7 protein-coding genes and 5 pseudogenes are annotated in these 12,469 nt (G+C 60.1%); 3 read left to right on the forward strand and 9 right to left on the reverse strand.

Annotated features, from left to right (window positions below; all coding sequences use genetic code 11):
- The first annotated feature begins 54 nt into the window (after positions 1-54).
- Positions 55-1,070, forward strand: a pseudogene (locus tag N2602_RS32780) (IS110 family transposase).
- A gap of 450 nt (positions 1,071-1,520) precedes the next feature.
- Here the strand turns inward: N2602_RS32780 and N2602_RS32785 are convergent.
- Positions 1,521-1,697 (reverse strand): transposase, encoded by a 177-nt coding sequence (locus N2602_RS32785; protein WP_247903908.1) that lies wholly within the window; start codon positions 1,695-1,697, stop codon positions 1,521-1,523.
- A 68-nt stretch (positions 1,698-1,765) separates the two neighbouring features.
- Positions 1,766-2,638 (reverse strand): annotated as a pseudogene (locus N2602_RS32790) (IS5 family transposase); the annotation flags it as partial.
- Positions 2,639-2,791: 153 nt separating this feature from the next.
- Here N2602_RS32790 and N2602_RS32795 point away from each other — a divergent pair.
- Positions 2,792-3,548, forward strand: a pseudogene (locus tag N2602_RS32795) (DUF72 domain-containing protein).
- A gap of 2 nt (positions 3,549-3,550) precedes the next feature.
- Here N2602_RS32795 and N2602_RS32800 read toward each other — a convergent pair.
- The 5 genes and pseudogenes from N2602_RS32800 to N2602_RS32815 form a co-directional block, all read right to left on the reverse strand.
- The gene (locus tag N2602_RS32800) at positions 3,551-4,738 is read right to left on the reverse strand and encodes a CaiB/BaiF CoA-transferase family protein (RefSeq protein ID WP_260380702.1); all 1,188 of its coding nucleotides are present in this window, start codon (positions 4,736-4,738) and stop codon (positions 3,551-3,553) included.
- A 67-nt stretch (positions 4,739-4,805) separates the two neighbouring features.
- Positions 4,806-5,066 (reverse strand): annotated as a pseudogene (locus N2602_RS32805) (copper resistance protein); the annotation flags it as partial.
- 803 nt (positions 5,067-5,869) lie between these two features.
- The gene (locus N2602_RS32810; RefSeq protein ID WP_260380704.1) at positions 5,870-6,001 is read right to left on the reverse strand and encodes a hypothetical protein; all 132 of its coding nucleotides are present in this window, start codon (positions 5,999-6,001) and stop codon (positions 5,870-5,872) included.
- 568 nt (positions 6,002-6,569) lie between these two features.
- Positions 6,570-6,722, reverse strand: coding sequence for an NAD(P)-binding domain-containing protein (locus tag N2602_RS39050; protein WP_409241937.1), 153 nt, complete (start codon positions 6,720-6,722; stop codon positions 6,570-6,572).
- 185 nt (positions 6,723-6,907) lie between these two features.
- Positions 6,908-7,408, reverse strand: a complete 501-nt coding sequence (locus N2602_RS32815) for a hypothetical protein (protein ID WP_260383835.1) — start codon at positions 7,406-7,408, stop codon at positions 6,908-6,910.
- Between the two features lie 227 nt (positions 7,409-7,635).
- Here N2602_RS32815 and N2602_RS32825 point away from each other — a divergent pair, with 227 nt between their 5' ends.
- On the forward strand, positions 7,636-7,782 hold the full coding sequence (locus N2602_RS32825) for a transposase (protein WP_260380705.1): 147 nt from the start codon (positions 7,636-7,638) through the stop codon (positions 7,780-7,782).
- A gap of 488 nt (positions 7,783-8,270) precedes the next feature.
- On the opposite strand, the gene N2602_RS32830 is transcribed toward N2602_RS32825, so the two are convergent.
- Positions 8,271-10,646: a CoA transferase gene (locus N2602_RS32830; RefSeq protein WP_260380706.1), complete on the reverse strand. Its 2,376-nt coding sequence runs from the start codon at positions 10,644-10,646 to the stop codon at positions 8,271-8,273.
- A gap of 345 nt (positions 10,647-10,991) precedes the next feature.
- Positions 10,992-12,289: pseudogene (locus tag N2602_RS32835) on the reverse strand (aminotransferase class I/II-fold pyridoxal phosphate-dependent enzyme).
- Between the last annotated feature and the right edge of the window lie 180 nt (positions 12,290-12,469).

The following is a 12,469-nucleotide window of genomic DNA, read 5'->3' on the forward strand; positions in this document are numbered from 1 at the left end:
GTCGTTGCTCGAACGCCACAAAGGAGGGACCGTTCCGTGAAATAGGTTAGCACCATCGGGTTAGATTTGGCCAAGCACGTTTTCCAGGTTCACGGCGCGGATGCGGAGGGCTCGCCCGTGTTCAACAGGAAATTGCGGCGCAGCGAGGTTCTGCGCTTCTTCGAGAAACTGCCACCATGCCTGGTGGGGATGGAAGCCTGCGGTAGCGCCCACTATTGGGCGTGCGAGATCGCAGCTCTCGGTCATGAGGTGCGGCTCATTCCGCCGGCTTATGTCAAACCCTTCGTCAAGCGTGGTAAGACGGATGTGGCGGACGCAGAGGCCATCAGCGAAGCGGTGACCCGCAAGACCATGCGCTTCGTCCCGATCAAGACGGCCGAGCAACAGGCTGCCGCGATGGTGCTGAAGACCCGCGCCCTTCTGGTGCGGCAGCGAACGCAGGCGGCCAACGCGTTGCGCGCGCATCTGGCCGAATTGGGCATCGTCGCCACCGCTGGCCTGGCAAAGGTTGAGGTGCTGGTCGCAATCGTACGGGATGAGACAGATGCTCGCCTGCCCGCAGCAGCGAGCTTCGCGCTGAGGGCTATTGCCGACGAGATTGAAGCTTCAGCCGACCAGATCGAGAGGCTCGAGCGCGCAATAGTCCTGGAGACCAAGCACGACGAGGACATGCGTCGATTGACCACGATCCCCGGCGTCGGCGCCATCACGGCGGCGACCATCAAGGCGCGGATCCCGGCGGGTTCAAGTCGGCTCGCCACTTTGCCGCCTGGCTGGGATTGACGCCGCGGCCTTATTCCAGCGGAGGCAAAGAGCGACTGGGAGGAATATCGAAGATGGGAAATCCGGAACTCCGCTCTCTGCTCGTGGTCGGGGCGACGGCCGTCTTGCGGGTTGTCCGAACCGACGCTCGGGCGCGGCCGTTGCTGAAGGCGCTTCTCGCCAGACGGCCCTTCAAGGTTGCAGCGGTCGCGCAGGCCAACAAGACGGCGCGGATCATCTGGGCGCTTCTGAACAAGGGCGGGACTTACCGACGTCCCGACCCGCTGACTGCCGCGGCCGCCGTCTGATGGACGCAGTGACCGCCAAAGCGATCTGACCGGCGCAGGCCGGCAGAGGGCAAGGTGCAACAACAGGCGATGAACCCTTGGGACGAAATCCCGAAACGAGTGAAGCTACTGCCCCCAATGCGCTCAAGCGCGAAACTTGATTTGGCTCCTCGTTCCGCGGATCTCATCGAGGCCAGCGGCCATATTGTGCCGCGCGCAAAGGCCGGACATATGACCGCACCGTCCCAATGTGTGAAATCGACTGAAAAAGCTTTTGCCACGCGGGCCGTTCCACATATGGGGGCAAGGTCACACTCTCTCCCCAACCCTCTCCCGCTTGCGAGAGCTTTGCACAATGCGTTGTGCGGGAGTGAGGTTCGATTTCGGGCTTTTTTCGAACGACCGCGGACCTCGCGCGCGAAGTGCGCAGATCCGCTTTCGCGCCGGACCGATGGTGTTGGGCTGCGGCGGTCATGCCGCAGCTCCCGCAGGAGACAGCACCGCCCATCGTTTGAGGTTCATGGCAAGGCAGATCAGGCGCAGATGGGTCTGGTTGCGCGCCAAGCCCAGATAACGGGCGCGCGCCCAGCGGTAGCTGCCCTTGAGGCGCGCGAAGACCTGCTCGACCGGTGCGCGGCGCTTTCCCACAGCATCGTTGAAGCGCTTCTGCGCTCGGTCAGCGGATGATGCTTGTTCGGCCGGAACATCAGCCGCGGCTCGATTCCCCGCGCCGCGAGCCCGCTGCGGCGCTCGTGCTTATCATAGGCTTGGTCGGCATAGACCGCCTTCTCATCACCACAGACCAACTCGTCAGCCGGCACCCTGTCGTTGACCGATGCCTCGGTCAGCTTGCTGCGGCGGATGATCGCCGAGCCCTGGTCGATGCCGACATGGGCTTTGTAGCCGAAGTATCGTTTGCCACCCTTCTTGGTCCAGCGCGCATCCGGATCGCGCTTGCTGTTGACCAGCTTGCTCGGCGCCCGACCGTCCGGGCCGGGCGGCCGCAGGTCCTCTGGAGGCTTCGGCGGCTTCACGGCCGCAGGAATCAGACGCGCGTCGATCAATGTGCCCCGCCGTACCACCAACCCTTGCGCGTCGATCTGATGCAGGATCTCGGCGAACAGCCTCTCGTCCAGGCCGGCCCGCTGCAACGCCTCGCGGAAGCGCCAGATCGTTGCGTGGTCAGGTATCTCGTCGCCCAGCACAAAGCCGCAGAAACCGCGGAACGAGGCGCGATCATCCAGCGCCTCTTCAAGCCCCGGATCGGACAGTCCGTACCATTGCTGCAGCAGCAGCGCCTTGAACATCACCAGCGGCGGATAGGCCGGCGCGCCACGCTCGGGTTCCGGCAGACTGCGCAGCACGCTCTCCACAGCCGCCCAGTCGACCAGTTCGCCAATCCGCTTCAGCACCGCGCTACCTTTTCCCCGCCGCGACACCAGCGCATCCGCGAAGCTCGGTTGCCCAACCTGTCGATATGCCATCCGAATCCGCCCTCCACGGCAGGCCCAGAGAATCGCAAATTCCTCTTTTGTGCAAAGCTCTCGCTTGCAGGAGAGGGAGCGCACTTCCGCCGTAGCAACGATCATGCCTGATTTGCTAGGGCCGTCACGAGATTTCGCGCGGCAGCTTCCAATCCAGCCGCGGCGCGAATGTCGGGTCCACGCGCTCGACGTGATAGCCGTCGGCCAAGAGGTGGCCGCCCTCCTCCTCGGCGACCGCCATGTTTGACGTGGCATCCGTTGCCATTAGCCGGAGGGAACGTCCATGGGGCCGATACGCGCGTTCTGATCGGAACTTCGGGCTGGCACTACGCCTCCTGGCGCGGCCCGTTCTTCCCCGAGGGCGTGACGCTGAAGCAGCAGCTTCGCTACTATGCCGGGCAGTTCGACACCACGGAGCTGAACGGAGTGTTCTACCGCACGCCGACGCCGGAGGCGGTGACGGGATGGCGCGAGCAGACCGGGCGCGATTTCGTGTTCGCCTGGAAGGCGTCCAAATTCATCACGCACTGGAAGCGCCTGTCGGACCGCTCCGTCAATAGCCTGGAGCTGCTCGAGGACCGCATCTCCAGGCTCGGCGGCAAGGCAGGCCCGATCCTGTTCCAGCTGCCGCCGCAATTCGAGGGCGAATGCGGACCGGCTCGCCTCGTTCTTCAAGCTATTGTCGCGAAAGCGGCGTTACAGTTTCGAATTCCGTCATCCGAACTGGTATCAGCCGCGCATCCTGCGCATGCTGGCCGAGGAGAACATCTCGCTGTGCCTGTCCGATCATCACGATGCACCTAGCCCGTGGAAGCGTACGGCGGATTTCGTCTATGTGCGCGGCCACGGGCCGGGCGGGCGCTATCACGGCCACTACAGCAAGGCCGCGCTGGCGCAATGGGCCAAGCGCATCAAGTCGTGGAAGCGGCAGGGCTGCGACGTCTACGTCTATTTCGACAACGACCAGAAGAGCGCGGCCCCGGCCGATGCCAAGGCGTTGAAGCAGCTGTTGTGACGCTAGATGACACCGCTCTGCCGAAGCGCCGCGATCTCCTCCGTACCATAGCCGAGTTCGGCGAGGACGCGATCGGTGTGTTCGCCGAGCGTCGGCGGACGGCTTGCGATCTCGCCCGGCGTTTCCGACAGCCGCACCGCGGCGCGGGCGACCGGCGCCTGTTTCGGCAGGCCGGGATAGTCGACGTCCTGCATGAAGCCGGCGGCGCGGATGTGCGGATGATCCAGCGCCTGCTGCGGTGACAGCACGGGGCCGGTCGGGATCATGGCCTGGCCCAGCGTGTCGACGGCCTCCTGCGTGGTGCGCTCGGCGCACCAGCGCGCCATCCGCTCGCTGATGAGCGGACCGTTGTTGCCGCGGCTGATGTCGTCGGCAAAGCGCGGATCGTTCAGCCACAAATCCTCCTCGCCCATCAGCCGCGCCCAGCGCTTGAACAGCGGATGTCCCGTGACCTGGCACAGCACCCAGCCGTCCCTCGTGCGGTAGATGTCGGCGGGAGCCGCGGTCTGGCCGAGATTGCCCGTCGGCACGCGGTTGACGTCGATGACGGCCTGCTCGATCAGCGTGGCATTGGTGAAGGACAGCGCCGTTGCGAGCAGCGCGCCCTCGACGATCTGCCCGCGCCCGGATTTGCCGCGCTCGATCAGCGCGGCGAGCGTGCCGAAGGCGCAGTGCAGCGCGGTGCCGAAATCGACCCAAGCCACCGCGGCCCGATACGGCGGATCGCCGCTGCCTGTCATGTACACCGAGCCCGACATCACCTGGCCGACGCCATCGAAGCCGACGCGGTCGGACCAGGGTCCCGGCCCGCCGAACGCGGTGGCCGTGGTCAGGATGATGTCCGGCTTGATCGCCTTCAGCGATTTGTAGTCGAGCTTCATCGCGCGCAGGGTCTGCGGCGGCAGATTGGCGACGACGACGTCCGCGGTCGCGATCAGGCGGCGCATCACCTCCTGGCCTTCGGCCTTCATCGGATCGAGCGTGATGCACTTCTTGTTGCGATTGACCTGGAGGAACAGCGCGCCCTCGCCGCCTTCCCCCACCGGCGCGACGAAACGATCCTCGCTGCCGTCGCGCTTCTCGATGCGGATGACCTCGGCCCCGAACTCGGCTAGCAATGTCGCGCAATAGGGCCCGGCGATATAGCGCCCGAAATCGAGCACGCGCACGCCCTCCAAGACTCCTGCCATCGGCTTCTTCCCCAGTGTTTTGCTCAGATTACAGGGAATGGTTGCCGCGGCAAGATGGGGCCGGCGCTCAGGCCTCGCGGTAGTCCAGCAGGACGAGCCCGACCAGGATGAAGGCGACCGGCCAGATCCACGCCGCGATGTTGCGGACGCGGCCGTCGAGCCGCAATTCGAGCCAGCGCGCCCAGCCCGCGGCGATCCCGCACAGCGCAAGCGGCGTGTGGCTCATCTCGATCAGGAGCTGGTCCTTGATGTTGGCGATGGCATGGGAATGCGTGAGCAGGAGCGCGCCGCCGAGCGCGGTCGTTAGGGGAAACACCAGCGCGCATCTCGATATGCTCTCGCACACGTTCTAGGCCGTCGAAGTCTCCGAAGCACTCGATATGCGCCTCATTCGAAGAAGACAACTCATAAGCGTTTTCGATGAAGAGGGTGGCAGACGCGGGTGAAGTTGGAAGGACAACGGACGGCACGAGAACGTCTCTTGGATGCACTGTCTGGATCAGCGCTCCCAATTCAGAATTGGGTTCGACTAGGACACCTTGCGCTCCTCTTTGATACATAAGATCGGTATTCGAGGTCGAGATGGGCTGATTAGCGCCGATCTCGACATAGAACACGCTCTCCCAAGATCTTTGGCTCTTGGAGAGTCTTGCAGCCAACATTCCTTCTAAAGTAACGTCTTCTCCGGCTTGTGCGTAGCTAACTGCGGCGAAGTGCTCGATCCGAAAGTTGGGAGGATTGAGCCTTTCGACTTCCCGGTTTATGCACTCATTCTCAAGCTCGGATAACATGAACATGCCCTCCACATGTAGCCGTTAAAGATAGCTCTCGCATGGTGGTCTTCCCCGGCGCAACTGGCGATGCTGGTAGTTGACGATTCTTGAGGGAGCCGCCTGCCTTTATCAAAGCTCTTGTGGCGGAACAGCCGTCCATAGAACCATGCCTCATCCTCATTCACTCCTGTTACTTATTTAGCTAGGTCATTGGCCGCTTTCATGGGCCAACGTAAAGGTGAGCCACAGCTCATGCCCGGCGGGTGTCACTAATTTTGAGGCAAACGATACCAACCAGATTGTAAGCCGAAACAGCTGACTCGCCCTCGATCTTGGGTCTATTTGAGCGAGCGGTCGCCTACTGCGCCAGTGCTGCGGCGGCAGCCGTCTTCGCAAGCTCGACGAAGATGTGACGCAGTACCGCACCAGTGACAACGCGTTCGATAGCGCGGAACTCGTCTCTTACCGCGACCGCGAGAAGATTAGCCACCCACCGGGCTCGTTGTTTCAGCCGGCGGTCCAAGGCCAACTTCGAAAATCATCCTGAAACGGGACAGATGGAGTTAATGTGAGCTCACCTTCCCCTGCAGCAACTGAGACATTTAATTTGTGCGCGGCGGTAGCCAGGACGGGCACTGGCACTAAGCTCTCGCCTGCGAGACGCACAGGGGCACTCAATATCCTTTGCGGAATTCGCGATTGAGATTGCCCAAACTTCAGGTTTCTCGTTCAACAAGAAGGCCACGAAGGTTTGAAATATTCCGCTGTTAGTGGAACCCCGACTCACCAAAGAGCAGAGCGTTATGAGATCGACGTCAACACCGGAAGCAAACTGGCAGACCTCCACGGCCACCGCCGCTATCCCACAGTCATGCTGTTGTAAATAAGCTTGAGCTTGTGACCTTGTCCGACCTCCCCGGCGTGAAGAACGGTCTCGCAGAATGCGGCAGAATGCCCTCAGCCGAGCGGAAAAGCTTTTCAGTCGATCCGACGATTGCATTGAGAAAGCCTAGCCTCTGCGTGTTCGGGGCTCCGCGTTACTGGAGCATCGACAAAGCTTAGGCGGCGTTTTGAGCCTGCTCAGCCAGTGCGACCGTCGAAGCAGGATAAGACGTGGAGCAGTCAATTATCAGACCTCCTGGGCGCATATAGACGAACAACCCATCTTGGCAAACTGCCTCAACCTCGCGGCTGGAAGGCAGCGATAACACGTGGGCACCTGCACCAGTCAAACGATCCGCACCGAACCGACTTTTTACTTTGATATGCAGGTCGATTTCTTGACTCAACAGGCTGATGCCAATACCGGTTCCATGCGTCCAGCACCGATAAGGCCTACTCTTTGCCTCGGTGTCTTAGGAGCGACGTTCTGTGGTGATTCCTTGCCAATCATGCTTTACGCATTCCGAAAAACACCGCGCCTTTGCAAGATTGGTAGCAGCTCATGATGGCTGTTAATTGTGAAGTCAGGACGCGCCGCGCGCAAGCGCAACGCCGAAACGACTCCGCCCATAATGGATATGCTTAAGAGTCCCCGCTTGCGCGCGATATGCGTTCCGGCCGGAATATGGCAATGATAAAAGGAGGTTGACGCCCACTTTAAGTTGTTTTGCTGCATGTGTAGACGAAGCCGCTCTTCTTTGCTTATGGATTTGTATTGTGGTGCGGCTTTCAAACGCGAGCACATCGTTGATGCAGTTATCGACTCCAATTCGCTTTGATTGGAAACGTTGAGGCTCACGATGATTGACGATGCCCCTTCTAGGCGCGCCAGCTCGTTGATTGGCACGCCTTCTGGATGGCTGGGCAGATGGGTCGCTCTGCTCTGTGAGAGGTGTTCCGTTACAATCTCAGGCGCTTTTTGCCGGTTGCGGTATGACGGCTCTAGCAGCGCCATCGCTGGAGCTCAGAGGTCTCCACGGCGGAGCCAGACCTGGCACGGACTGGCGCCCGCCATACGACGTGGCCTGCCAAACATGAAGATCCGGGCCTACCTGACAGCCCCCGCCATCAACCTCAAGCGGCTGGCAGCAACTCTCCTTGTGCTTATTCTGCCTTGGATTGTCCCTCATAGTGCGTTTGCGGCTTCAAATCGCGCTATGGCGCGGGTTTTGACGCGAGGACATGACGGGGCTGGTTGTGCACCGCGCGAAATCCAACGCCCCCTATGCGCACTTCCTGCGCAAGGCCCTCGACTATGTCGCCCGGAAGGTCGATGACGATTGCCTACTCGAGTTCAGATTGATGTACGACCGGCGCGACCTCTCGTAGGTACGGCGCGATCTTGCCGTCTGGTTCCCAAATGGGGTGGCAAATACCGCGAGCTCACCGGCTGGGAGAAAGGAACATCGAGGAAACACTCACCTACTTCCGCCTGCCACTGGCGCACCGCAAGCACATGAAGTCAACCAACATGGGATCTTCCCCAATGCCGAGAGCCGCTTGCGGCTGTGCGCATCTTGAACGTCGAGCGTGCCTCCTTCTTGTGTTCCTTCAGTACGCCAAGCGGCCTGACGATGCTCAGGCCCACCAAGGGGATGCACCGCCCTCCGCCGCCGTGGCTCCCTCAGCGCTACGCTTTTGGCAAGCGTGCGACGGCGGCTCCGAGCGGATGGCTCGACCGGACCCCGTGATCAATTTTGCTGAACTTGACGCACAGAACTTTCAAATTCTGGCCCGAGTTCACGGCAGCACATTTTATGATGAGCAGGGTGCTCCGCCGTCTCTCTGATGTGTTGGGCAACTCGTAAGATCGATTGTCATGTCCCCTGCGCTACTTTATCGACCTGCCCTTCGGAGAGCATCGCCGTCCCGATGATCCTTTCTCTCCGCAATTCAGCAATGTTCGCTTCGGAGAGACCGAGTAAGTCTGACAGGATCTCTCCGTTGTGCTGTCCCAGCGTCGGTGCCGGCGTACGGATCGCATAAGGACGGCCTCCACCTTCGCGAATCGGCATCGACGGCTGCGGCTGCAAGCCGATGAAAGCGCGGTGGATATTTTGGAAAAACGCGCGCGACCTAAGATGCCGATCCTTCAGCAGGTCAACTGGTAGCCGCGCCACGCCGGCAGCAATCTTGACGGATTGCAACGCAAACATCGCTTCGTCCGCATCGCGGGTGAGCGTCCAGGCTGCGATACTTGTCTCAATGACGTTCTGAACAGCCCGGCGACCTTCTGCAGATTTCAGCGACGCATCAGTGGCCCAGTCTGACCGGCCAATAAGAAGTGCGAGCCTCCGCCACATATCGTCATTTGTCGCGGCTATCATGATCCAGTTGTCCACACCCGCACACCGGAAGCACCCGTGCGGCACAAACTGAGGATGTCGGTTGCCGTATCTTATCGGCGGGAGACCGGCGATCGACTGAATCGTGATCCATGGCGCAGCGAACGGCATCATACATTCGATTTGCGCCAAATCGATGAACTGCCCCTGGCCACTCGTGCGGGCGTGAATCAACGCGAGCAGAACCGCGGCGCAGCCGTTGAGCCCACCGACCGGGTCCCCGAAGGCGGTATGGCTCATAGTGGGTGCCCCTCCGGGATTGCCGACTACACTTGGTAATCCCGACCCCTGCTCGAGAGTCGATCCGTAAGCCCGGCAATCGCGATAGACGCTGTTCGAACCAAAGGCTGACATCGACATCATCACGAGGCGCGGATTGAGCACCTTAAGCACGTCATAACCAAGTCCGAACTTTCGCAGGACATCAATAGAAAAATTGTCAACGACAATATCAGCTCGCGCAACCAACTGCTTTGCGAGAGCGAGGCCTTGCGGGCGCGTTAGGTCGAGTGTGATACCGCTCTTGTTGCGATTCATGATGCAGAAGCGCACCGCCTTTTCGTACATTTGACCGCGGACGTAAGCGGCCCGGCTGTCAAGGCCGCGCCACCAGTCTGGATGCTGGATGGCCTCGATCTTAATAACATCTGCACCAAGATCGGCGAGCGTGCGCGTACACAATGGGCCCGCCCAGCCCATCGTGAAATCAATTACAACAACCCCAGCCAACGGGTGCCGGTTGGGAGCGACGCAGCCAGGCGAACCCTCCACTGCGAAGGGAGAATTTGTTCGGCTGGTTGCGAGCTCCTGCTGCTCACCGGGAGCCGGAACCTTTCCGCCTCGACGGGGATTCGTCAAGGTCAGCCGCTGCACCGAACCCACCGTCATGCCCTCTTCTTCGCCAATCAACACAGGCACAATCGCGCCACGCGCGCTTTTCTCGGGGTCGAGTAGCAGATCCGATATTTCGGGTACAGGTACGATCGGAATCTTCCGTTGCAGTCCCTCTACGAACCACTCCTGCGCCGTCCGAGCTTTAAGCTTTGGCAGAAACTGTCTTTCGATTTGGTCTATGTATGGCAAGCGATCTGCGCTGAGCGCCAGACCTGGATCGTCACGTAACTCCGATAGACCGAGCATATCGCAGAATGAGCGCCATTGCGCCGGCGTTAACGTTGTAACTCCGAGCCATCCCTTTTTGGTTTCGTAGATGCCTGCCGGAAACATTGGCCAGAAGCGATTAATGCCGAGCCGACGTGTCATTTCGCCCCGAGCATCGGCTTCGAACATATGATTCTCGCTGAGAGCGAGGTTCGCTTCGAAAATGCTGACCGACCACGACCGGCCTGCCCCTCCCTGCGTCCGCGCAAAAATCGAAGATGCCAGGGCGATGAAGGCCCAAAGGCCTGCAAGAATGCCCGCCTGGAAATCCGGAGCGGACAACGGCGGACCCTCAATCGGTCCGACCAGCTTGATGAGCCCGGCCAGAGCACGTACCGTCGAATCAGTTGCCGCGAATCCTGCGTAGGGTCCCCCGCTGCCGAACCAGCTCGCTTCGATGCAGATCAAGCTCGGGCGACGCTGCCGGATCGTCGCAACATCAATGGACCGACAATCTGCGGGATCGACATCGCGGCCATCAATCAGAATGTCGCAGTTTTCGATTAATGCCGTTAACTTCATCATCGCGTGTTTGTCGTCCGGGTCGATGATGACGCTTGACTTATTGAAGTTCAGGAACGCAAACCACGCGCTTTGGCCCCTCGGTGTCAGTGGCGCGCTGCGGCGAAGTGGGTCGCCTAGGGGTGGCTCGACTTTCTGAACATCGGCGCCAAAATCGGCGAGCAATCGTGCGCAATAACTTGTCGTAGCCGAGCTTCCGATCTCAACGACTCGCAGCCCTGACAGTATTCCCATCGTGATTCCAGTTCCAACCATGCTGCGACCACGAATCATCGCCTGTTACGCGTTCGGACATTATCGATGCGCGAAGGATGACGCAGCTTACAAGTAGCGACACGTGGGTGGTTTGCGCTGCGTCCGGGGACAAGCTCTGAGTCGTTCATCTGCGCCCGACAATGACCGCGGCCTGGAAAGTAATCACCTGCCTCGAAGAGACCGATCGGGAAGGCAGCGGCCTTCATCTTGTGCATAGAGCGGGCACGACGATTTCGCGCGAGCGTCACCATTTTCTCACGGAACGGGCTGGACCGTATGAAGGCCCACAGTCATGTCATTGATTCTTTCCAAGACGCAATCGCATAACCGCTCTAGATCGCGAGCCTCATGATCGGCCGTAATACACACTCGTACCCCCGCTCTTCCTTGCGCAACGGTTGGGAAGAACGTCACCGACGTATAGAGCCCGGCATCTAGAAGCTCTCTTGCGATTGCAATGGCCTTGGCTTCTGATCCGGTGGCGATCATTCTGATCGGAAGTGAATTGCCTTGCTCCGCAGTTACCACCCTACGATCAAAGAGTTTTATGCGTTGCGCCAACCGCCTCTGCCGCTGACCGAGTTCTTCCGAGCGGTGAATCTTGCAGGAGCCAAGCGCCGCTCCAACTGCCGCTAGGTTGGGAGGCACCGAGAACGAGTAGGGGACGGAATACCGTCGAAACAAAGTCTCCTGGTCGGAAGTCCCGAGCATCAACAGGCCGCCTGATGCGCGGACCCCTTGCCTAGTGAGGCGGCTATGATCGTTCGGTCACCGAGGCCGGACGGAAACTGGGAGCGAGCAAATCCTTCGCCGTGCCGTCCAAATAGCGATGTGCCATGTGCATCGTCCATGTAAAGAAAGAGCCCATAGCGTTCCTGAAGTTGACGCAGTTCCTTGATCGGCGAATGGCCTCCCATGGAGTACACTCCATCGCATACACAGGCCACCACCGGCTGTTGGCGACACAGGCGTTCGAGAGCGTCGATGTCGTTGTGCGCAACCGTTTCGACCCGTGCTTCATCGGCAACCACGGGCTTGTGATAGGCAAGCGAGACGTGCGCAAAGCGGTCGAATACTACGACCGGTTTCCGTCCGCCCGTTAGTTGACCAGATGCAAGGAGGGGCATTGCGCCCAAATTGGCGAGCATAACGGTGGAATAGGTAAGCACGCGCGCGCAGAACATATCTGACAGAGTTGCTTCAAGTTCCGCCAGGAGGTCGAAATTGAGCCGCGTTCGCGCGCAGGACCAATGTAATGATCGATGCGCCCTTATCGCCTCGATCGCACCCGCGATGACTACGGGATGGTTGTCGAGGCCCAAGTAGGAGCACCGCACGAAATCAAGTACCAGTGGTCGGCTGTCAAGCGGGCCGCAACCCAAAGCAAAAGCCCATCCGATAGTTGAGCGTCCATAGATACCCATGAGGCCAGCCGTGTGCGCGGCATCGAAAAAGCTCCTGCTCCCCTCGATCACGTACGCGGTGTTACAAAAATGTCCGGTCCGCCCACCACCACTAGAGAGCACATTTTGCTGCTGCATTGCATTCTCCATTCCATCTGCGAACCAGTCACCCTCGATAGGCGCGGCGCAATGTGAGGTCTAACGAAATCAGCCGAACTTAAGATCCAGCGCGAGGCATTGCGGACAGCTCTCTCCTCTGCTCTGGCTACCAAACACTACCGACGTCACTTGTGCAGCTACTAAGTCAGATGGGTTGGCTAGATCGAAGCG

This window comes from Bradyrhizobium sp. NC92 (assembly GCF_025200865.1).
Taxonomy (GTDB): domain Bacteria; phylum Pseudomonadota; class Alphaproteobacteria; order Rhizobiales; family Xanthobacteraceae; genus Bradyrhizobium.

Coding starts and splice junctions, on each gene's coding strand:
- N2602_RS32800 (WP_260380702.1), bottom strand. CDS start 4,738: ATGGCAGGAGTCTTGGAGGGCGTGCGCGTGCTCGATTTCGGGCGCTAT.
- N2602_RS32815 (WP_260383835.1), bottom strand. CDS start 7,408: ATGGCGCTGCTAGAGCCGTCATACCGCAACCGGCAAAAAGCGCCTGAG.
- N2602_RS32825 (WP_260380705.1), top strand. CDS start 7,636: ATGACGGGGCTGGTTGTGCACCGCGCGAAATCCAACGCCCCCTATGCG.